This window comes from Paenibacillus sp. FSL R5-0345, assembly GCF_000758585.1.
Taxonomy (GTDB): Bacteria; Bacillota; Bacilli; order Paenibacillales; family Paenibacillaceae; genus Paenibacillus_AQ.
On record NZ_CP009281.1, the window covers coordinates 5,411,945 to 5,435,672 of the forward strand.

General features: G+C 46.0%; 12 protein-coding genes, 1 tRNA gene and 1 other annotated feature. Of the genes, 3 read left to right on the forward strand and 10 right to left on the reverse strand.

Going from position 1 to position 23,728, the window contains the following annotated elements:
- Positions 1-57: 57 nt before the first annotated feature.
- Both R50345_RS23910 and R50345_RS23915 read right to left on the reverse strand, forming a co-directional pair.
- Positions 58-2,541 carry a beta strand repeat-containing protein gene (locus tag R50345_RS23910; RefSeq protein ID WP_081954276.1) on the reverse strand — a complete coding sequence of 828 codons (2,484 nt, stop codon included), beginning with the start codon at positions 2,539-2,541 and terminating at the stop codon, positions 58-60.
- 192 nt (positions 2,542-2,733) lie between these two features.
- Complete coding sequence (locus R50345_RS23915) at positions 2,734-3,093, reverse strand: hypothetical protein (RefSeq protein WP_042130677.1); 360 nt, start codon at positions 3,091-3,093, stop codon at positions 2,734-2,736.
- Between the two features lie 282 nt (positions 3,094-3,375).
- Positions 3,376-3,592: a binding site (T-box leader), on the forward strand.
- Between the two features lie 40 nt (positions 3,593-3,632).
- On the opposite strand from R50345_RS23915, the gene R50345_RS23920 reads away from it, so the two are divergent.
- Positions 3,633-5,498, forward strand: coding sequence for an arginine--tRNA ligase (locus R50345_RS23920; protein WP_042130679.1), 1,866 nt, complete (start codon positions 3,633-3,635; stop codon positions 5,496-5,498).
- 58 nt (positions 5,499-5,556) lie between these two features.
- Here the strand turns inward: R50345_RS23920 and R50345_RS23925 are convergent, their stop codons facing one another.
- From R50345_RS23925 to R50345_RS23940, 4 genes are all read right to left on the reverse strand, one after another.
- Positions 5,557-8,901 (reverse strand): GH36-type glycosyl hydrolase domain-containing protein, encoded by a 3,345-nt coding sequence (locus tag R50345_RS23925; RefSeq protein WP_042130681.1) that lies wholly within the window; start codon positions 8,899-8,901, stop codon positions 5,557-5,559.
- A 27-nt stretch (positions 8,902-8,928) separates the two neighbouring features.
- Positions 8,929-11,118, reverse strand: a complete 2,190-nt coding sequence (bglX, locus tag R50345_RS23930) for a beta-glucosidase BglX (RefSeq protein ID WP_042130683.1) — start codon at positions 11,116-11,118, stop codon at positions 8,929-8,931.
- 38 nt (positions 11,119-11,156) lie between these two features.
- The gene (locus tag R50345_RS23935) at positions 11,157-11,912 is read right to left on the reverse strand and encodes an alpha/beta hydrolase (RefSeq protein WP_042130685.1); all 756 of its coding nucleotides are present in this window, start codon (positions 11,910-11,912) and stop codon (positions 11,157-11,159) included.
- A gap of 124 nt (positions 11,913-12,036) precedes the next feature.
- Positions 12,037-13,191: a LacI family DNA-binding transcriptional regulator gene (locus R50345_RS23940; protein WP_231573908.1), complete on the reverse strand. Its 1,155-nt coding sequence runs from the start codon at positions 13,189-13,191 to the stop codon at positions 12,037-12,039.
- Between the two features lie 264 nt (positions 13,192-13,455).
- On the opposite strand from R50345_RS23940, the gene R50345_RS23945 reads away from it, so the two are divergent.
- Positions 13,456-14,364 carry a serine hydrolase domain-containing protein gene (locus tag R50345_RS23945; protein WP_042130687.1) on the forward strand — a complete coding sequence of 303 codons (909 nt, stop codon included), beginning with the start codon at positions 13,456-13,458 and terminating at the stop codon, positions 14,362-14,364.
- Between the two features lie 749 nt (positions 14,365-15,113).
- On the opposite strand, the gene R50345_RS23950 is transcribed toward R50345_RS23945, so the two are convergent.
- Together R50345_RS23950 and R50345_RS23955 are read right to left on the reverse strand one after the other, a co-directional pair.
- Positions 15,114-15,187, reverse strand: a tRNA-Arg gene (locus tag R50345_RS23950).
- Between the two features lie 165 nt (positions 15,188-15,352).
- On the reverse strand, positions 15,353-15,709 hold the full coding sequence (locus R50345_RS23955; RefSeq protein ID WP_042130688.1) for a hypothetical protein: 357 nt from the start codon (positions 15,707-15,709) through the stop codon (positions 15,353-15,355).
- 145 nt (positions 15,710-15,854) lie between these two features.
- Between R50345_RS23955 and asnB the strand changes: the two genes are divergently transcribed.
- Positions 15,855-17,699, forward strand: coding sequence for an asparagine synthase (glutamine-hydrolyzing) (gene asnB / locus R50345_RS23960; RefSeq protein ID WP_042130690.1), 1,845 nt, complete (start codon positions 15,855-15,857; stop codon positions 17,697-17,699).
- A gap of 87 nt (positions 17,700-17,786) precedes the next feature.
- Here asnB and R50345_RS23965 read toward each other — a convergent pair whose 3' ends face one another.
- Both R50345_RS23965 and R50345_RS30460 read right to left on the reverse strand, forming a co-directional pair.
- Entirely contained in the window at positions 17,787-18,623 is an 837-nt protein-coding gene (locus R50345_RS23965; protein ID WP_042130692.1) for an aldo/keto reductase, read from the reverse strand.
- 206 nt (positions 18,624-18,829) lie between these two features.
- The gene (locus tag R50345_RS30460; RefSeq protein WP_052414713.1) at positions 18,830-23,683 is read right to left on the reverse strand and encodes an S-layer homology domain-containing protein; all 4,854 of its coding nucleotides are present in this window, start codon (positions 23,681-23,683) and stop codon (positions 18,830-18,832) included.
- Between the last annotated feature and the right edge of the window lie 45 nt (positions 23,684-23,728).

A 23,728-nucleotide genomic window follows, 5' to 3' on the forward strand; every position in this document is an offset into this window, starting at 1 on the left:
AACCTTACTCACGCTCCAGAGTACCCCCTCTTTTTACCATCAAACTACGTGAATAAATTAAGTCAATTCATGAACAGACCAAACGATACCCGCTGTGTTAGCGCCGCCCAAATCCAAAGGAACCGTCAAGCCATTTGACACATAGAACAAACCAATAACATCACCTGCTGTCAGTGCAAATTCACCAGCCAACGTTACAGTCCCGCTTCCCAAAATAGCTCTCAAAGTTAGAATAAGCGCAACATTCACATCCAACACTGGAAATAATCCACTAACCAGATTTGTTGTTGTTGGAGAAGTTCTCTGAACTACGAAAGCTGGATTGATCGCACTGCCGAGACTAATTGAGATTGAGGCAGTTGTGGAATAGTTGATAGTAGCTTCAATTGAATATCTGCCGGTTGTCGGAATGGTATAATTGCCCCCAACTTCGTCGAAAGTCGGGCTATCATAAAATGGTGTTGTTACAGTCCAACCTGTTATTTGTGAGGAAGTGGAGACCGACAATGAAGATTTAAATGCCGAAAATCCCTCTTGTTGAATATTCGGACCCGTGACTCCTGTTGCTCCGGTAATACCTGTTACTCCAGTTACTCCTGTTGCACCTGTTGCCCCTGTTGCTCCTGTTGCTCCTGTTGCTCCTGTTGCTCCTGTTGCTCCTGTTGCTCCTGTTGCTCCTGTTGCTCCTGTTGTTCCTGTTGCTCCTGTTGCTCCTGTTGCTCCTGTTGCTCCTGTTGCTCCTGTTGCTCCTGTTGTTCCTGTTGCTCCAGTCGCTCCAGTTACTCCGGTTGCTCCAGTTACTCCGTCTGCTCCAGTCGCTCCTGTTACTCCAGCTGCTCCTGTTGCTCCGGTAACTCCAGTTGCTCCTGTTGCTCCGGTAACTCCAGTTGCTCCTGTTGCTCCGGTAACTCCAGTTGCTCCTGTTGCTCCGGTAACTCCAGTTGCTCCTGTTGCTCCATCTACTCCGGTTGCTCCAGTCGCTCCTGTTACTCCATCTGCTCCTGTTGCTCCTGTTGCACCAGTCACTCCGTTTGCTCCCGTTGCTCCAGTCACTCCGTTTGCTCCCGTTGCTCCTGTTGCTCCTGTTATTCCAGTTGCTCCTGTTGCACCAGTCACTCCGTCTGCTCCCGTTGCTCCCGTTGCTCCAGTTGCTCCTGTTACTCCAGTCACTCCGTCTGCTCCCGTTGCTCCAGTCACTCCGTTTGCTCCCGTTGCTCCAGTCACCCCGTCTGCTCCTGTTGCTCCAGTCACTCCGGCTGCTCCCGTTGCTCCAGTTGCTCCGTCTGCTCCCGTTGCTCCAGTTGCTCCAGTCACTCCGTCCGCTCCTGTTGCACCAGTCACTCCGTTTGCTCCCGTTGCTCCTGTTGCTCCTGTTGCACCTGTCACTCCGTCTGCTCCTGTCGCTCCAGTTACTCCAGCTGCTCCTGTTGCTCCGGTAACTCCAGTCGCTCCTGTTGCTCCATCTACTCCGGTTGCTCCATCTACTCCGGTTGCTCCAGTCGCTCCAGTTACTCCAACTGCTCCTGTTGCTCCTGTTGCACCAGTCACTCCGTTTGCTCCCGCTGCTCCAGTTGCTCCAGTCACTCCGTCCGCTCCAGTCACTCCGTCTGCTCCCGTTGCTCCAGTCACTCCGTTTGCTCCCGTTGCTCCAGTCACCCCGTCTGCTCCTGTTGCTCCAGTCACTCCGGCTGCTCCCGTTGCTCCAGTTGCTCCGTCTGCTCCCGTTGCTCCAGTTGCTCCAGTCACTCCGTCTGCTCCTGTTGCACCAGTCACTCCGTCTGCTCCCGTTGCTCCAGTCACTCCGTCTGCTCCAGTCGCTCCGTCTGCTCCCGTTGCACCTGTCACTCCGTCTGCTCCCGTTGCTCCCGTTGCTCCAGTGACCCCGTCTGCTCCATCAGCTCCTGTTGCTCCAGTCACTCCGTCCGCACCTGTCACACCTGTCGCTCCTGTTGCTCCAGTCACTCCGTCTGCTCCAGTCGCTCCTGTCACTCCGTCTGCACCTGTCGCTCCAGTCGCTCCGTCTGTTCCCGTTGCTCCAGTCACTCCGTCTGCTCCCGTTGCTCCAGTCACTCCATCTGCTCCTGTTGCACCTGTCACTCCGTCTGCTCCCGTTGCTCCAGTTGCTCCGTCTGCTCCCGTTGCTCCAGTCACCCCGTCTGCTCCATCAGCTCCAGTCGCACCTGTTGCTCCAGTCACTCCGTCTGCTCCCGTTGCTCCAATCGCTCCGTCTGCTCCTGTTGCTCCAGTCACTCCGTCTGCTCCTGTTGCTCCAGTCACTCCGTCTGCTCCTGTTGCTCCAGTCACTCCGTCTGCTCCCGTTGCTCCAGTCGCTCCGTCCGCCCCTGTCGCTCCAGTTACTCCAACTGTTGCACCGAGTAATTCAGAATGAACAAGTCGGTGAGCAGTCACGATTTGACCTATACTATTTTTTCCCCATACTGAAATTTGAATAGGATCATCTACCAGGCTTAAAGTCGTAAATATAAATTCAAATCCATCAAAATCCGCATAATAATCTGATGATATTACTTGTTCAGGCATAACGTTTAAAAGTTCACTAACATATAAAGTTCTTGTCCCATCTATATAATATCCTTGGACGAGAACCGTAGAAGAAACAACATCGCTTCGGTTATCGATTTTGATCGTAACATGTTGAGTAGGTCGTATACCTCCCACCATGGTATTATCAATCGGCCCGGTAGATAAATAGCTCAATTTCTCAACACTCCTTTAGATTATTGCTGAATATTTTTCCCACGCTGCTATTCGATGAGGATCTACTAATTGCCCCGAAGCCTGTTTTCCCCAGACCGAAATCCCTACCTCTGCTTCAACCTCGTCTACTGTTGCAAACACAAATTCAAATGCATCTAAATCAGCAAAATAGTTCCTAGTAAGAACTTGGTTAGGTGCGAGATTTAGCATTTCATTCACGTACATCGTTCTTGATCCATTTAATAAAAAGCCTTGAATGACAAAATTATATGGATTAAGAGAATCACGGTTAACTACTTTTACTGTTACGATTTGAGTCTGTCTGACCCCCAGAATTGAAGTATTATCTATAGGTCCAGTTGAATATAAAGCCATCTTTATTCACTCCTCTCTCCCACTGCAGTTTGAAAGATTACAAACTATAACACTAGTAACATGGTTCATAATTAATAGCTCTATATAGTAATATTCTGTATTTAAAATTAATGTGTGGACATTTATGCAAAGGAATTGCCATTCGAGTAATGACTACCTTCTATACTTTGAATTCGCAATCTACTAATCGAACAATCTAATACTCAAACATCTTCTAGATTTCACTGAGTAACACACCCTATTGCTTTTTTCGAAATATTCGTTATACTGATAAAAATTATTCAAGCATCGATGAGCGGGAGAGTAGTTAACGTGTTCTAGTCCTCAGCGAGCCGGGTAAGTGTAAGCCGGCACAGATCACCTAATGAAGCGCACCCGTGAGATGGACTTCTGAACCCAAGTAGGAAGCCCCGGCTAAAGACCGTTATCCTGTAAGGTGGCTAAACGTCTGTTTAGCAACGAGAGTGGTACCGCGAGCGCTTAAGCCCTCGTCTCTTTTGAGACGAGGGCTTTTTTGTATTTTCTAAGGAGGGTATAACATGTTAAAGCAAATCATCAAAAACAGCATTGAACAAAGTGTAAAAAAAGTGTTCCACAGCTTAGATATTTCCTACCCTAAGGATGTTGCTATTCTAATCGAACAGCCAGCGAATCTGGAGCATGGTGATTATTCCTGCAATATTGCTATGCAGCTAGCTAAAACCCTGCGCAAATCTCCTCTCGTCATAGCCGAATTAGTAAAAACAGAGATTAAATTACAAGAGAGTTACACAGGTCTTTTACAAAAAGTCGAAGTAGCTGCTCCTGGTTTCATTAATTTGTATATCGATTGGCAGGTGTGGGCTAAACATTCCTTTGATCTACCTGACAGCACAGGGGAAAAGGTCATCATCGAGCACACTTCCATCAATCCCAATAAAGCTGCTCATGTAGGTCACCTGAGAAATGCTTGCATCGGCGATACACTAGTCAGAATAATGAAAAGAACCGGATATAATGTTGAGGTCCATAACTACGTTGATGATCTGGGCAACCAGCTGGCTGATACAGTTGTAGGTTTATTAAATGTACCTTTGGAAGGAGATCATCAACGCTTCGGTGATTATTGCTGGGATCTTTATGCCAAAGTGAACAAAGAATATGCACGGAATCCAGAGATGACACACAAGCGCACGGATATGCTGCATGCTCTTGAACAGGGTGACGGCAATGAGGCGTGGCTGGGCAACCTAGTCGCTGAACGTATCGTGAGAGAACATGTAGCGGAAATGAAGCGTTTTGGTATTCATTATGACCTGCTGGTATGGGAGAGTAATATTTTAAAAGAGGGATTCTGGACAGCCGCATCTGAGCGATTGAAGCAAACGGCAGTTTTTGTACAGGAGACTGAAGGTAAGCTTGCGGGATGCTGGGTGCTAAAGCAAGGGACAGACGTAAACAATGAAACGAATTCCGAGGATCATCAGATGGATAAGGTGCTTGTGCGTTCGAATGGTATTTTGACGTATACAGCCAAAGACATTGCTTATCATCTCTGGAAATTCGGTCTACTAACCAAGGATTTCACCTATAGTGAATTCTCATCCGGCTTATGGACCACAGGATTAACTGGAACCCAAGAGCCTTATGGACATGCAGACCGTGTCATTAACGTGATTGATTATAGACAGGAATATCCGCAACAAATGGTTAAGCAGGCTTTAAGCGCACTAGGTTATAACGATCAGGCAGAAAAGCTCCATCATGTAAGTTACGGTGTTGTTTCTCTTAGTCCGGCCTCAGCTGCTGAGCTGGGAATAAATATTTCAGAAGGAAAATCTTCTTATGCCATGTCCGGACGCCAAGGAATTGGCGTAAAGGTGAGCGATTTAGTGAAGCTTATGGAACAGAACATAGAACATTCGCGCTCCGATAAAGAGGGGCTTTCCAGCCACATCATTGCAGCTGCTGCCATTCGTTATTATCTGCTGCGGTTCAATCTGGGAACGGAAATCGTGTTTGATTTCAAACAAGCTACAGAAATATCCGGGAATACCGGGGTTTATCTGATGTACACCTATGCTCGTGCTAGCAGTGTTTTGAGCAAATCTACAATCCCATTCAGCACAGACGCCTCAGTACTTCAATTCCCTATCGAAATGGAAAAAGCAGAACTTGCTCTCCTGAGACAGCTTAGCCTCTGGCAGGAGACATTGTATTCTGCCAGTGTAGAATTGACGCCGAATATACTCTGTACCTACGCGCATACCTTAGCCACACTCTTCAATAACTTCTATTCTTTATGTCCGATTTTAAAAGGTGAGGCAGGAACCATTGCCTTTCGTCTCTGGCTCACTTCGAGATTTAAGGACACTTTAGGGGATGTACTTGAAGTGCTTGGGTTACCGACACCGAGCCGTATGTAGCACAAAAAAGGGCAATCTCCACGCTTATCACGGAGATTGCCCTTCAAATAATATGATCTTACTTATAAATGTCTATCACATTTCCAGCTTCCACGCAGAGACGATCAAAGTCTTCGCGCTTGATCCGGATACCGCCACTACGGTAACGATTAAGCGTATCTTCCGCTTGTACTTCCGTACCGTTAACAGTAATCCGACTGTTGTCAGAGCCCGTAAGGTGATAAATAAATTCTACCTTAGTACCGGCATACTCAAAGCTAAAGTGCATTCCGTCCAGTGACTCCGGCAGAATTGGGTCGATGATTAAATCCCCGCCTTCCGTACGGATCCCCAGTGCATTGGAGATTAACTGGTTCATGTAGATCCCAGGACCGCTGGAATAGATTCTCCATCCGCCTTTGACCGCTACATCACCATTACGCAGCTTATCGAAATTCTCCTGTGCCTCATAACGGGTGTTAAATTTACCATCCGAGCTGCTGAAATAAGAGTTAGCCTGACGTAGTTCAGCGTTTGGCACCACGTCACGGATTCCGATCGGATTGATCGCCGCTAGGCCATTCCAGACCTGATCGGTTTTCCCTAGCTTAGCCATAGCTTCTACATAACGGATGTGTGCATGCACATATTGAAGTCCAATTTCCCGACCAAAGTTAGAAGCTTGCTCCGCACGTTTGAAATGAGTGCTAACGCCGCCAACGTATTGTGCTGGACGGTTCATCAGACGAACGCCGTCTGGGCAGAACAATTTATCCTGGATCACTTCATAGTGCGCTTCAGCTTGTTCCGGTGTAAGCAGCTCACTGATCATACTGCGCGTCATTGGCAGCAGACGGTATTGAATTCCGGTTTCTGTATCGCTTGGATGTACCATAAGCTTCACCTGCTCAGGGTCCTCCATATACAGGAATCCAGGAATTACCTCAGATTGGAGCATATGAGTGTTGAAATCCTCACGGATTCCCTCTACCATCGCTTTCAGCTCTTCAGAACCTGCTGGATCAACTTTATGAAGCACTTCAGAGAACTGATTCAATGTCTGATACGTAAGCGCCACTGTCCAGCTACTCACCATGTACTGCTTCAGCTGTGGATTTGCCGGCTGGAGTGTATCATCCCAGTCTCCATCACCGTAAGAAGACAAATGCGTGTCATGCAGGAAGTGATTCTTAATATAAGCAACTTCCTTCCGTGCATGATCCAGCAGCGTCGCTTTTTCCTCTGTAAAATCAAAGCTATGCTTACGAGTGTACGGCACAGTCGCTTGCAAAATGCTGTAGTCTTGCGTTACTGCCAAATAGTCTCCAAGCACTTTGAGTGGCCATACAATAATATCTCCATGGCTCTCCTCTTGCTGAATCTTCGTATATTTATCAAACATGAACCACTGCGGCCAGTTACCGTCATCTTCATATTGATGAGCATACAGGGTAAGCAATATTTCACGAACTTGATCGTATTTTTGCGTAGCCATGAAGTATTCTACTGGTCCTTGACACACGTCACGGGTTCCCCAAGCAGCACCGCCATATTGTTCCAATCCGTGAGGGACTGAATAATGGACGAGCATATTATGGGTATACCACCAAGCCAGAGCATTTACCTTAAACAGCTCGCCTTCCGACCCATCACCTAACGTCAAACGGAAGCCATTCATAACCCCGCTATAGAACTCGCGGTATGCGGAAATCTCTTCTTCAGCTGTACGACTGCTCGATTGAATCTCCTTACCATCCAGAAGACCTTGAATGTTCAATGTCCACTCACTGCTCTCCGACAGTTCCAGAACTGCTAGCGGTGCATCGGTCTGCTCAGCATGAGAGACAAGTCTACCTTCATTTTGAAGAGTAAAATCTGCTCCCTGTACCTGGAATTTATATTGCAGATCAGGATATTCTCCTGCACTTAGTGCGCTTCTGTCAGCCGAGAAAGTTACGGTTCCCTCTTCTTGCTTGAATTGATATGGAAGCTCGTATTCGTTAACGTTCATTGTGATTTGGTTAGTGACTAGATAGCGATAAGCTTTTCCGCTTTCGGTACGCACATTCAGGAATATCTCCGGAGAATCTGCAGTAGTGTAGTTCGTAATAATGAAGCATTCGCCATCAGTTCTGTAATACCAACGGGCATAGTTGAAACCAACCTCGAATAGAGAAGGCATGGTCAACAGACGGTATTCACCATTCCACTGCACATAGATACGTTGTCCTGAAGCTTTCGGAATGTTAAGTGCATTTCTTGCATTGGTCATGAGTTTGTTGAAGTTAGTATTACCAATAACGATTTGAGAGTTAAATATTCCGTACATATAGGAAGTCGTAGTGATGACCTTATCGTTAAGTCGGGCATTATCCCCACTCATTAGAATATGTCCATGAGGGCGCTCTACCTTAAGTTCCTTCTCTTTCAATACAACATGCTCATAATTTTCCGTGAAGAAAGACAGAAGCTGGTCTCCCTCTTTCTCTTCTTGAAAACGAACCGGGAACAAGGCATCGATCTCTTCGCCCGTCAGAGAGTTTGCAGCCAGAGGCGCGCCCAGCTCTTTCGTTAGGAAAGAACGTTCGAGCGTTGCTTCAACTTCTAAAGGCAACTCTTTTACAGTTTCCCAAGCCGCAGTAACATCCTTCGCGAATTCTAACGAGGTGATCGCTTCTGGATGATCTTGCTTGAACAATCCATAAAATACAAATCGGGCTTCCCCGCTCAGCTTCACCCGCTCCGATTGCAGCGCAGTATAAGCGAATTCATATTGATAGATTTCATTACTTAATTGCTCATGACTCAGGCTTTCCGGTTGATTGGTCTCTTTATAAGACAATCCAAAGAATTGGAAACCATCCGTTGAGAAGCTTGCTGCTTTAGTGATTGCACCCTGTTGTAGATATGGAAATTTGCCACCTTGCGGTTGATTCTGTCTGGAGCATACTACATATCCCTTTGACTGATCCTCGAATACGGCATGATCAATATACTGTGACAGGTAGGCTTCATTACTGCGAACAGCACCGATATCGGCAATACCAACATCTTGTCCGTAAACGAGATCCACATCTGCGTCTTGCCCTGAAAGCTTCACATCCCAGAACCAAGCGCCTTGAGCCGTCGGAGTAAAAATAACCTGATACTCAATTTTTTCCGCAGTACCTTCCCAAACCAAGCGGTTCCCAGCCTTACGTACAGTACTTGAAGAATGAATGCCAAGCAAAGGAACAGCTTGAATGCTTCCATTACTATGAATGCGTAAATATAGATTGGATAAGGAGCCATCCACAATATTAGGCAGCAATTGATTGATCATTGTCCGTTCATGAAGAACTTGGAACAGGTCCCCGCTGTTTGTAAAAATGAATGATAAGTCCCCGGCGTTTAAATGGATGTTAGAATTCATAGTAGTAGTCATATTCTTGTATTTCCTCCATTTCGACAGCTAGTGCCGTTTATATTCTACATAATCTAATGCTAAGCGAAAATCTCGTTCTTTAACCTCTTGGCTATTTGGACCCACAAACAATTTGAATTGTCCAGGATCACTGCTAAAGCTTAAATCGCTATGATAGTAACGAAGCTGTTCTTCCGTAAGCGTAAAGCTCACTTCCTTGCTTTCTCCCGGGGAGAGACTGATCTTGACGAAGTCTTTCAGTTCCTTCATCGGTCTTACGACTTCTCCTGAAATGTCTCGAATGTAGAGTTGCACTACCTCTTCTCCATGCACATTGCCCGTATTTGTCACCGTAACAGTTACCTTAATAGGCTGATCCTTCGTCATTATTACTCCAGAAAGGATCGGTTCACTGTAGCTAAATGTCGTATAACTAAGACCAAAGCCAAATGGCAGGAACGGCTCATTAGGAATGTCCAGATATTGTGAGACATAACGTTTGTCCGCACCCGGTACATGTAGAGGACGTCCAGTGTTGAAATGATTGTAATAGACCGGAATTTGCCCAACAGATACAGGGAAAGACATCGTTAATCTTCCTGACGGATTCTCGTCACCATACAGTAGACTGGTAATCGCCGCGCCGCCCTCGCTTCCTGGGAACCAGGCTTCCAGAATAGCATCCGCGTTCTCGATCACACCGCTAAGATCTAGTGGGCGTCCGTTAAACAACACCACCACAACAGGCTTACCCAGCGTCTTCATACGTTGCAAAAGCTCACGCTGCGCTTCCGGCAAGCGGATATCTGAACGACTTCCAGCTTCTCCGCTCATATCTGAATGTTCTCCAAGTGCCAGCACAATCACATCGGCTTCCAGCGCTGCCGCTTTCGCCTCCAGCCATTGCTCTTCTGTAAAGCTCTCAATCCCGGAGCCTTCTGCAACGGTAACCTTACCTGCAGCTGCACGAGCTTCAAGAGCTGGAGCAAGACGGCTAGCTTCTTCTGTTGAACCCAACCAGGACCATGGTCCAAGAATATCTCCGTTATTAGCAAACGGTCCGATTAGCGCAATCCGCTGCTCTGTCGCAAGCGGCAGAACCTGATCATTCTTTAGTAGAACGCAGGATTTAACCGCTAATTCCCTCGCTGCTGTCCGGTGAGCCTCACAGAAAATTACCTCGCGCTCTTTCTCTATATCTGCCCCACGTAACGGATTCTCAAACAAGCCCAGTCTTTGCTTCAATTTCAAAATACGAAGTACGGCTTCATCAATGATACTTTCATCCACTTGCCCATCAGCTACAAGAGATGGCAATTGGTGAACATAACACTCTGTCATCATCTCGATATCCACGCTAGCCTTGATAGCTTTAAGCGCTGCTTCAGCCTCGTCCTCGGCGACACCATGCGGGATCAGTTCCTTCACCGCGCCCCAATCCGAGATCAACACACCGTCAAAGCCCCATTCCTCACGCAGCAGTTGACGAAGTAACTTAACATTCCCACTTATTGGAATACCGTCAATTGTGTTGAACGAAGTCATAACCATTTCTGCGCCCTCATCTAGTGCTGCACGATAAGCTGGCAGATAATATTCCCGTAGCTGACGTTCTGATAAATCAACCGTATTATAATCCCGTCCGCCTTCGGATAGACCATAGGCCGCAAAGTGCTTAACGCAAGCCGCCAGACGATTTACATCATCCGTCAAGTCATTCCCCTGAAATCCGCGTACAAATGCACAGGCAAACCTACCATTCAAATAAGGATCTTCACCAGTAGACTCCATCACTCGTCCCCAGCGCGGGTCTCGAACAAGGTCCGCCATAGGTGCAAAAGTGACGTGTACACCGGAGACTGCCGCTTCTTTAGCCGCAATCTCGGCGCTTAGCTCTGCTCGCTCCATATCCCAAGAGCAGCCAATCGCCAAGGGCACCGGAAAAATCGTCTTAAAGCCGTGCACGATATCCGCCATCATCAACAATGGAATACCCAATCTATTTTTACGTAAATGAGCTTCTTGGACGGCTATGACTTGCTCTGCGCCCGAAAGACCAAGTACTGAACCACTGTTCTCAATCATGTGATCTGTAATCCCCATGGATGCCATAGGACCAGTAATTTGGCCTCCTTCTTCCGCTCCTTCATAAAAATTTGCCGCAAGCTGCTGCAATTGTGCTATTTTCTCCTCAAGCGTCATCTGGTTTAGCAGCGACGTCAGTTGCTGGTCTTTCATCTCAAATCCTCCATAATATCTCTTTCTGTAATTGCTCATTATTCTTTGTTGTACAAGAAATCAAAAGTTGTCTTCAGATGTTCCTCCCAGAATCCCCATTCATGCGTTCCCGGGGTCTCAACATATTGAAAGGTATACGGACTCGCTTGCATATGAGAAGCAAATTCCCGGTTCATCTCCACAAATGGATCTTCCGAACCACAGCAAGTCAGAATCGAAGGCAACTTACGGTTATCGTTGACCAATTTAGCCGCTAAAGCATATAGGTCTTGATCCGGCTTAACTTGTAAGCGTTTTCCGAAAGTGCCTGCCATCTCCCTCGCCATATCCGGAGACATCTGCGGGTCTTTCAATCTTTTCTGAATATCTGTAACACCCGATAAAGAAACTACTTTGCTGTATCTTTCGGGATAGGTAAGCGCACATTTTAGGGCCCCATATCCGCCCATCGACAGACCGGCAACGTATGTCTTTTTCGGATCATCATCCAGTCTCATCATTCGGCCACAAAGCTCAGGAAGCTCATGCGTAACATAGTGGAAGTAATCTAGTCCGTACTCCATATCTGTATAATAACTTCTGCCTACCTGAGGCATTATGACTGTGCAGCCATACTTGTTAGCATACTGCTCAATGGTAGTCAGCCGGTACCAAGTGCTAGCATTATCACCAGCACCATGCAACAGATAGAGCGTTCCTCCGGTGGTATTGCCCGAATCGACTGGGGAGATTATACTGATGGACGTTGTCATTCTTAAGGTAGGAGAACCGGTCTCAACGGTTAGAAGTGCCATATGTCATCTCCTTACGGAACCTTTTTTTAAAATATAAAAAAGTATATGCTTACGCTATAAATTATCCTTCTATTACTCGCTCAAACGCTTACCGTCCTTATAAGGACGCCAAAGGCGTTTATGCTTATATATTAATCTTCTTACAAGATCCTCGTTTAACCAAAACAGACTCGAATACCACATGTTTGTTCTCCGATTGTCCCGAGATCAGATCAAACAGAATTTCAACACTGGCTTTCGCCATATCCACCCCAGGTTGGCTGATCGTATCCAGCGATGGGTGATAGTATTCTGCCATCTCTATACCGTCAAATCCGATGATCGAAATATCATTTGGAATCGATAGACCCAAAGACAACAAAGCTTTGGCAGCTCCGATAGCAATAGTATCTGATGCGGCAAATACAGCGGTGATGTCTTTTTTCTTATTGAGCAGTCTTTTCGTAGCCGTAAAGCCAGAACTTGGACTGTATTCACAATCCTCTACCAAGGAAGCATCATACTCAATCCCATGATCCTCAAGCGCCTTGATATAACCCATAAGACGACGGTTACCGGTAGTATGCTGAACCAAAGGAAATCTGGCCAAAAAGCAAATGTTCCGGTGTCCAAGTGAGATCAGATAGCTCACAGCTTTATAAGACTCTTGCATATCATCAATGATCACACTGGAGAATACGGCAGGATCAACATCCTTCGTAGTCGTGATGGTAGTCAAAACAAATGGGATTGGCAATTGTTTGAATTTTTCTTCAGAATGGTCATATGTACCACCCATAAAGATTACCCCGTACAAATTCTTTTCCTTTACGAGCTGAAGAGCAGCATTGATCTCATCCACACCATCTTCAACATGCTGGATCAGAAGCGGGCAGCCGCGCAGATTCACTTGACGCTCTACTTCTTTGATCATGTCTGCAAAAAACGGGTTTGCAATTCCCTTAACCATAAGCGCTATCGTATTAGAACGCGTTTTTTTCAGATTGCTCGCATTTCCATTTGGAATATAATTATGTTCTCTTACAACAGCCATTACTTTAGCTCTGGTTGCATCACTTACGACACCGGAGTTATTAATTACCCTGGAAACCGTGGCGATACCAACTCCTGATAGCCTTGCAATATCCTTGATATTCATAATTTCTCCTGTTTCACCCCTATAATGAGCTCCCCCTTCATCTGATAAAATCAGCTTAGTGGAAACCCCTGAAATGATGGGAAACGTTTCCCATGACATCATTTTGACTGTTTTCGTATTCAAATCGCTTAATACGTTCATTATGGACAGATATTTTTTAGAAGTCAACCTATGTTTTTTTGACAAAAACCAACTCGCGTTTCGAATTTATTTTAATTTTTCAAGGGATTTGGTGTTAATTACTAGTTTCCCCGCTTTAATTGACTTTAAAATAAGAATGGAATACCATCGATTTAGCTATTTAATATCTGTATAGAGGAAACGTTTCCACATTTTTTTCAATCATATCGACTACTAAATTATCTAATCTCAGCTTGGAATCTTAGAGAGAGAGGGCTACATTTTATGTTAAACATGACTCGCTTCGAAGCTCAGATCCGTGAACGTGGATTGAATGTGTTCAATGTTCGCGTGCTTCAAAATGGAACTCTAGTGGGCAAACTGGATCTCGCGGAGGATATTCGGCGCTTGCAGCATTCGGTCAGCAAATCTTTTACATGCATGGCGGTGGGACTGGCCATCGAAGAAGGGAAGCTAACACTAGATACAACATTAAAAGATGTGTTTCCGGATTACGCATTCACTCATAAGCAAGCCCTTCCCTCAATGCAGCCTGGTGAATTGACCTTGTTCGATTTACTGCGAATGAGCACAGGTCATGATTCCCCTCCATTTTGGGTTGAAGAGAGATTAGCATTGAAGGACGTAAACTGGATACAACATTATCTATCTCTGCCTTTGGACAGAAGTCCCGGGGAACAATTTACCTACAGCAGCGGGGATACCATTATGATCTCTGCAATGGTACAGGCCAGTGTCGGACAAACCGTAAAAGATTACCTCGTTCCCCGTCTCTTTGCCCCACTAGGCATTGAAAATGTCGATTGGGAAATGACCCCTCAAGGGATCACCCTAGGTTGTGCCGGTCTTCAGATTAACACGGAAGAATTAAGCCGATTTGGACAGCTTCTTTTGCAAAAAGGAGTATGGCAAGGGCAACAGCTTATTCCTGCAGCTTGGATCGATTTTGTCACGCAAAAGCAGATCGAGAATAATGGCGACGGTGATTGGGGCCAAGGGTACGGCTGTCAATTCTGGCTGTGCACACACGATGCTTATCGTGCTGATGGCGCTTACGGACAATTCTGTATTGTTGCACCGGATGCTCAAGTAGTAATCGCTATTAACAGTATGGAAGATAATTTGCAAGCTATACTAGACACTGTCTGGGAGGAAATCTGGCCGCTTCTTTAGGTGGGTATATGCAAGATAGGCTTCTCGGCAGCTTTTTTTCGTATAATTAGGCCAACCAGGATTATTGGGTTGGCCTTTTTGAGAGGAATTAGGGAAAAAATCCCTGTATTTAGCCGATAATTTCTAAAAATGAATAAAATGAAGGAAATCCTCCCTAAAAATCGAGGGAATTTCTATATTCGCCAACGAATTAGCTAAATTACAGGGAGAATTTCCCTAATTGTTAGTTTATTGAGCAGAAATCTCTGGATTATAGGGAGATATTCCCTAATTATCTATTAGAGCTTCGTTTTCTTTGATGCAGGGTGCTCTGCACGCAAAAACAGCCTTCCCGAAGGAAGGCTGTTACTTGCCCCGAGCGGGATGCAGCCCTTTCGGGCTGACTGCGAAGCTGATCCTATCGATGCTTATGCTCCGACGAACCACCCGGGCTTCTCTTCCCACGTACGCAAAAACAGCCTCCCCGAAGGAAGGCTGTTACTCGCCCCGAGCAGGATGCAGCCCTTTCGGGCTGACTGCGAAGCTGATCCTATCGATGCTTATGCTCCGACGAACCACCCGGGCTTCTCTTTCCCTGCACGCAAAAACAGCCTTCCCGATGGAAGGCTGTTACTTGCCCCGAGCGGGATGCAGCCCTTTCGGGCTGACTGCGAAGCTATTTCTATCGATGCTTATGCTCCGACGAACCACCCGGGCTTCTCTTTCCCTGCACGCAAAAACAGCCTTCCCGATGGAAGGCTGTTACTTGACGTCCCGGAAGGGATTCGAACCCCTGACCGTGCGCTTAGAAGGCGCATGCTCTATCCAGCTGAGCTACCGGGACATATAAGAAATAATGATATGTATTGACGCAACGATATTTATTATACCGTATTCAGCAGATTTTTCAAGATCAAACATTTTGGAAAATAAGTCATCTTCATCCTGTTTTAATAATTACGAGGGTACCAAGCTATTTTCATAGCTCAAGGATACCCTCGTTTCTACTCTACTCCAAATTCCGAAAATGCTGCTCCAGCTGCTTTTTTAAATCTCCGTATGTCATTAATTCTCTCTGAAATTTAGAACGTTCATCTTCTGGCGACATAATCATACTGCCTGTAAACGCGCTCGAAGTCACATCTTTAAAAGCGTCATGCATATTGTTATCAAACCAATCGGTAGAAGTATCCGCATCATTAGTGAGAATACGGACAATCTCGTATCCTTCCTCGCGCTGATCTTCTACGATATACACCAAAAGCGCAGGATCACTAACAGCACCTGGCAGCACCCCTACTTCTGCACAAGGTGCACCGTCATACTCCATCATTCTGCGAATCTTGGCATCTTTAATATAATACACCTGTCATCCTTCCCTCCTGGCAAATTCCTCTCTCCCCTAGTGTTCGGATAAGGACATACATTTTATGCCTTCCTTCGGCATATATCTGTATTACTTGGCAAAAAAGTAAGGACAACAATCGCACAATAAGAGAGGATGAACCATCATGTGCGGAATAACCGGATTTATCCAGTGGCGCGGAGATCTCACGCAGCACTCGCAGTTGCTGGTCAAAATGACTGAAACTTTAGCAAACCGCGGACCCGATGCAGCTGGAACTTGGATTTCAGGCCCCTGCGCATTCGGTCACCGCAGACTTAGCGTTATCGATCCAGAGAACGGCGCGCAGCCTATGATCACCCGCCATGAGGAACAGGTATATGCGATTGTGTACAACGGCGAATTATATAACGCACCCGAGCTCAAACAAGAGCTTAAGCAGCGTGGGCATCAATTCCGTACCCAATGTGACACCGAGGTTCTGCTGCATGCCTATATCGAATGGGGGCCGGATTGCGCAGAGAAGCTCAATGGAATCTTTGCCTTTGCGGTGTGGGACGGTCTTCGAGATCAGGTCTTTTTTGCACGTGACCGCTTAGGTGTGAAGCCCCTGTTCTATAGTAAGGTGGATGATGTCTTAGTTTTTGGCTCAGAGCCTAAGGCGCTCCTGCAGCACCCCAAGGTACAGCCTGTCGTAGGTCCCGAAGGACTAGCAGAAATCTTTATTGTCGGCCCAGCCCGTACTCCCGGACACGGTGTATATAAGGATATGCAGGAACTTCGTCCGGGGCATGCCATGATCTATAGTCGCGAAGGTCTGCGCAGTTATGCTTATTGGAAGCTGGAAAGCGCAAAACACACTGACAATGAAACAGAGACAGCCGCTAAGGTGCGTGAACTGCTGCAGGATACGCTCGAACGTCAGCTGGTTTCAGATGTTCCTGTTTGCTCCCTCTTGTCGGGAGGGCTGGATTCCAGTGCGCTAACAGCACTTGCAGTCGATTACTACAACCGAAACGGTCAGGGACGAGTGGATACGTATTCCGTCGATTATGTCGATAACGACAAGCACTTTAAGAGTCATACTTTTCAGCCCGGAGCAGATGGACCGTGGATTAAGCGAATGGTCGATGAATTAAATACAAACCATCACTATATCTCATTTGATACGCCAGAGCTTGTAGAAGCACTTGATAATGCCCTGTACACACGCGATTTACCTGGGATGACCGATGTGGACTCTTCTTTATATTTATTTTGCCGCGAGATTAAAAAGAATGCTACTGTAGCCATTTCCGGTGAAGCCGCTGATGAGATTTTTGGCGGATATCCTTGGTTCCATCGGGAGGAGATGCTCTCCTCAGGTACTTTCCCTTGGTCAGTTGCCCCTAAAATGCGCGCAAGTCTATTATCCCCTGAAGTCAATGAATGGATTCGGCCGCTGGAATATTTGGGTGACAGATACAGTGATGCAGTAGCAGAAGTTCCAAAATTGGATGGGGAGACAGGTAAACAAGCACAAATGCGCGTAATGTCCTATCTAAACATCACCCGATTCATGCCTACTCTGCTTGATCGTAAGGACCGAATGAGTATGGGCGCCGGACTAGAGGTACGTGTTCCTTATTGTGATCATCGCCTCGTTCAATATGTTTTTAATATTCCTTGGGAAATCAAGAACTTGAATGGTCGTGAAAAAGGGATTTTGCGCAAGGCACTTGAAGGCATTCTTCCCGACGATGTGCTATATCGTAAAAAAAGTCCTTACCCGAAAACCCACAATCCAACCTATTTAAATGCCGTACGAACACAAGTATTGAACATTCTAGATGACTCTACTTCGCCTATACTCCCTTTAATTGATGCTGCCAAAATCCGTGAGATCGCCGCTTCCCCAGAATCCTCTACCAATCTCCCTTGGTTCGGTCAGCTCATGTCCGGTCCTCAGCTGTTTGCGTATCTGGCGCAAGTAGATCTCTGGCTGCGAAAATATAACGTCTCCATCCAATAGGCACTTAGAAAAATAAGAGGTAAACGACAAACCAAACAGCAAGTCTCCTTATCCGGTGACTTGCTGTTTGGTTTATTTTCGCATTTTTTAAAAATTAAAATTATCAGGATCCGGACCAAACCGGTGATCTTGGTTCAGATCTTCGATGGCCTTGACGTCCTCATCGCTTAGCGTGAAGTCAAAGAATCCTGCATTCTCCTTGATTCGATGGGCATTCACCGATTTTGGAATCGTAATGACGCCTTGCTGTAAATCCCAACGAAGCACAATTTGTGCGGGGGTTTTACCATACTTTTCAGCCAGCTCGTTGAGGAGGGGGAGATCAAGATTCCCTTGCATTAGCGGACTCCAAGCCTCAAGCTGAATGCCCTGCTCATTGGCATACTTCAGCAGCTCGCGCTGAGTTAACAGCGGATGGAATTCCACTTGATTCACCACTGGCACTACTCCCGTATCCTCGATGATCTCCTTCAGATGATGAATCTGAAAATTACTCACACCGATGGACTTGATGAGGCCCTCTTTTTGCAAATGAATCAGAGCCTTCCATGTCTCCCGATACTTCCCTGCCACCGGCCAGTGTATGAGATACAAATCTATATAGTCCAGCCCCAGCTTACGCCGGCTAACCTCGAATGCTTTCAGTGTTGATTCATAGCCTTGATCAGGGTTGCGTACTTTCGTCGTAATAAACAGTTCATCACGGGCCACTCCACATTCACGAATAGCTTGTCCAACGCCATCTTCGTTATTATAACCGGCAGCCGTATCAATACTGCGATATCCTAATTCTATTGCGGTTTTGACCGCATGAATAACCTCTTCGCCATCCTTAGTCTTATACACGCCAAGACCCAGCCACGGCATGGTCACTCCATCATTTAAAGTGGGTCCACCCGAGAACGGTGCGTTCAATTCACTCATCGCTTAACCCTCCAAGCTTATTGTTATTTCATTAATCTTACTTAACCTAAATTCACGCTTCAGAAGCAAGCGCTACCACAAGAGTATAGCAGACTGCTTCATCATTCCCAAAATCCTCATAAAAAACAGTTGCTGTGTAAAATCAAAAGAGGCTTGCATCTTATCCGCAAGCCTCTAACTTTTTTATTCAACTAAATTATTCTATCTTATTTAGACATTCTCAAAAGCAGGGTCACCACTTCCGCTCTCGTCACCGGTTCATTTGGAGCAAATCGGTCATTTCCTTTACCTTGGATCAGACCTGCCTCATATGCCGCTGCTGCATAATCTTTTCCCCAGGCAGGAATTTGATCAGCATCAGCAAAAGGCAAGCTAGTCTTCGTACCACTCTTCAAATCGAGTGCACGTGCAACCATCGCTACAAATTCGATCCTGGTCACCTTACCATCAGGACGGAAAGAATTATCCTCGTATCCCTTAATAATTCCAGATTTGACTGCACTAGAGATGTAAGGTTTCGCCCATGACGGAATGCTAGTTGCATCTTCAAACGGAAGAGTTGTAGTGTCCGTATCCGAGAGTTTCAACGCACGGCCAAGCATAACCATCAGCTCACTGCGTTTCACCACAGCATTCGGACGGAATGTTCCGTCTTCATAACCATTGATAATTCCACGTTCTATTGCGGTAACAATAGAATCGAATGCCCAGTGATTCGAAATGTCCGGAAATTTCGGTAGATTAACCGAACCTCCGTTGTTTCCGTTGTTTCCGTTATTACCATTATTGCTGGTGTTTCCGCTGTTGCTATTATTACTATTGTTACCGTTGTTGCTATTGTTTCCGTTATTGCCCGAATCTTCATTTGCCTTGATAACCGTTAAGACAAACGTCTTCTCAACCTGAACGCCGTCTTTTTCCAAAATTGCTTTCAACGTCACTGGAGTAGAAACAGTCGGGCGCTTAACCTTACCCGTATTCGAAATTATATTCGGCTCGCTTGAAGACCAAGTGATTGAGCTACCGCGCTTTCCTTCCGCTCTCAACACCACGTTTTGGGTTACCGAGTCACTGGAGTCGCCGGTAGCAAATCCAATGGTAAGCTCCTCTCTATCAAGCTCTACATCGGTAGGCTTAGGTAGATCACTCAAAGTGATTGCTAATCTTTTTGTACTGAGCGGAACGGTCACGATACCTTTGGCGTTATCAACAACACCCTCAGAAGACTCCAGAATGTTGTTAACCATACTAGGCAATTGAATGCTGATTTGTGCATTGCTCGTATCAGCCTTGGCTTGCTCCAGACTGGTCGTAAATGTAACCACAAGCTGGTTTGCTTTTCTAACCACATTGTATCCTACTCTTCCACCTTGGAAAGCAGGATAGTTCTGAACATCCGCTACCACATTGTTGTTCTTATCGGCATCCATAACCCAATCTTTAGGAATACCACGTCCCACAATAATTTCGTATTTTGTGTTCTGATCGTAGATACGCTCAGTGATCAGCGAGTCCACCAATACCTTTGAATTGACGGCCTGCCCCCACATATGCTGGGCCGATCCGCCACCGCCAGGCGTACTACGCACACCAAGTTCATCATTGGTTGCCGTCCAAGGGCTAGATTCTGCGGTAGGGTAAGCTACGCCTTCCCACCAACTAAACGGTCCACTCATGGAGTTTTCAATCATAAACTCGTAAGCTTTAATCCCCATGTCTCTGTATTTCTCACCGCGAAGCGCGGCGCTGCCGTAACCGGCGTTATACGCACTGGAGTAGAAGCCATGCGGATAACCGCCAAAGTTATAAATAGAATCGGTTGTCCCTTCCTTGACGCGTCGCTCCATACCATAGGTATAAGTATCATCTAGCATCGTCAGGTTGATATTGTCCTCTGGCTGGTTCGCACCATACAAATATCCATCCCACAGCCATCTTCCGAACAGGAACATGGAAGCCCAGTTGGCATCACGGGAGTCTTTCATCCGGTTCTCGTCATTACTTTGCACAACAGATGCAGGAATATAGTTTAGTGCTTTGTCGGTAATTGTTTTTTGCAATTTGGCTGTGAAAGCCGCGAGCAGATCCTCGTATTGAGCGTTAGCCCACTCTGCCTCTGCCAGATAACTTGCTTGACCTTTCACCTTATACAGCTCACGCGCGATGTATTCATAAGATGCCAATCCTGTCAGAGCGGAGTAATTGTCAATCGTCCAATACCCCAATGAATCTATGGCTTTCGTTTCTTTCATAATTCGACCATCTCCAGCGCGGTCGCTTTCAATGCTTCTTGCTCCGAATTTTACCCGCTTATCGAAAACGGTACCCTCTGATCCGTCATCGGCTTTCATCTTTTCATCAAATAAGGATGTATCGCCGGTTTTGCTCAAATATACAGCATACGTCCACGGAAGCTTCCAGTTGGCATCCCAGAACAGGTTTGGGTCCACTTGACCGGTCTCGATGTTAATTCCGCCGGTAAGAGGTATGCTTTCCAGATACTCTCTTGCGTGTGCAAAGTCACCGCTCTGGATCAATTGAACAACAATCCCGATGGTATCGTGAGAGTAAAGTCTGGCATAACCATTCTCACCCACATGCAGATAATTGCCGTCTTTAATAATCATATTGTAAATGTAGCCTGCTTTAAAAGCATTAACCAGCTCTTTATTCGGCAGATCGATATCAACTATTGTGGACAGTCTGTTATTCCAGTAGGATTTCATCTCACTGTAGTTGCTGTCAAACGTACCTAGTTTCGACACTTGCTCTCTCGTTAAGGATGTAAAGCTCGTTTTCCCCGCATCGAAATATTCATACTTATCCCCTTCAATAGCAAACTCTCTGACAACAGTCTCACCAGGTTTGATCGTATAAACTTCGTTTGCAGCCTGATTCATCGGAACCAGATTGGCAGATACAACCGGCAGCAGGCGCGTCTCATCCGAATGATTGGTAACCGTCATTCTGGAATAGTTAATCACGTAGTCTTTGCTCTCTACCGTATGTTTGTTACCAAACGATTCAATTTTATAGTCCATATTGTCTTTAGCAAACTCATTTATAAAGACTGGCAGATAGCCTTCGGCATTATACCATTTGATGCCTGATGTATTTGTCGCACCGAACGTAACGATTTGTTTCGTTGCCACAAACCCATTTTGCATAGGGCGGGTTCCGCCGATCTGATAGGATCCGTCAAGGAAAGCCAGCGTGGCGTTCTTGTCACCTTCAAAACCAAAACCAGCGGTCATTTTAGGGTTCAATTCGTACTGATATTTCATTTCCAGTTGCAATCCATCCATTGCATTCAGTACTTTTGAATACACCTTGATCCGTTCTTGCTCGGATGCACCGATATTCAAAGCTTGTGCTTCCTGGATTGCTTGATGCAAAGCATCTGCCGACTGGCTGGTGTAGCCAATTAGGGCCGCTTGGCTGATCGTCTTCATCTGTTTAGCCATTACATCCAGGTTCGTACTTAGCGCTAGGTTATTAAAGGCTGTTTGCACCTGATTTAATGCCGTATCAAGCTCTGCCTGTTTAACATCTACATCGTTCAAGCGCTCATGAGCGCTGCTCAATGCTATCTCCAAGGAAGACCAGCTCTGGAGCGTGTAAAGTTGTCTGTTATATTGCTTAAGCTCTTCAATCAAGCCCTGCAGTGGGGCTCGATCCACGTTACCTTCTTTCACAATTCTCATGATGCCCGTGCCCAGACTCGCTTCAGATTTAAAGACACCTGATGTCGATTTGCCAAAGTACTCCTTTTGAGATTCAAAGTTCTTAGACATAATGACCCAGCGGTATTCTCCGGAACCCCGATCTTGCTGAGTCAGAACGAGCGCATACCGCGTATCCTGAAGGAGACTGTAGCTCAACTCCGCAGTAGTGAGACCTCCGTCCACAATCCTGTTTTTGTCCACTGTCGTTTGGACCAGCGGTTCTCCAGTCGGCAGCCCTTCACTGTTTACTGCATGTAGTTTGATGATCAAGTCGCTCACAGGCTCTTTATATCTTTTGACATTCACCTGAACATACTTCATATCAACAGCTTCCTTCACTATGAAGGTTTGATATCTATCCTGTTGATCGGTTTTAGCACCGAAAGTATACTCCTTGAACGCTTTATCCGTAAAATCAATTACAATGTTCGATTCTCTCTTCACCAGACCAAGCTGCGCTGCTACCAAAGCATTGATAGCGCTGTCAACTTCCGTCTGCGTTGCCTCTGTTCGATCAAGGATAAGCTTGGCAGCTACCAGCGTATTCACCAGAACTTGCCACGTCTCATTTGTATAAAGACCTTGTGTCATATTGCTAACTCGGTTGTATTCATTTTGCAGCGCCAATTTATCCGCAAGTGCCATACTGCTTAAAGCGAGTCCAGAGAATGATATATTTCCGTTCTTCGCGACAACCTTTGTCAACCGCCCTTCAATTTTCAGCTTCACATTCGCAGGCACGTTAACTTGATATTTATAGTTCTTGGAAACAGAATCGCCGTATACGCTTCGGGTTACCGAGAGTACATCGTCAGTATAGATATTGAGATCTACATCCGCTTGCCACAACCCAAGACTAAATACTAGGGTGGAATCCTGTGGCTGCGCTGCTACTTCAATGTCCCAGCCAACATTGTTATAGCTTCCTTTGTCTCGACTGGATTTTGGATAAAATAAACCCGTCCCAGTGTCATTTAATCCATATTCAAATCCTGGCATACCATTACTCCAGGTATAGGACATGTAATCGGCATCGGTGCCTCTGTTCAACTTACCCTCAGTTGCTGTATCTCCATATACACTGAAGGTAACTGAATTGGGGCCTGCCTTCTGAATTCGTTGAAGCTGATTCAAATTATCCGCTTTAAAATGTAGCCAGTCGATATCTCCCGTATGTGTTAAATTCAGTGGAAACTCGCCATTGACCACGCCTTCATTAATCTTAGGAGCAGGTGCTGCGGGTGCGGCCTGCATAGAGTACACAGGACCGATAGATGTGATGAACAAGCACATGAGTACAAACTTTGAAATGACACTGTTAAACGACTTTTTCATTTTCCCCTTAGACCTCCTTAAATGATTGTGAAAAAATGGTTGGAC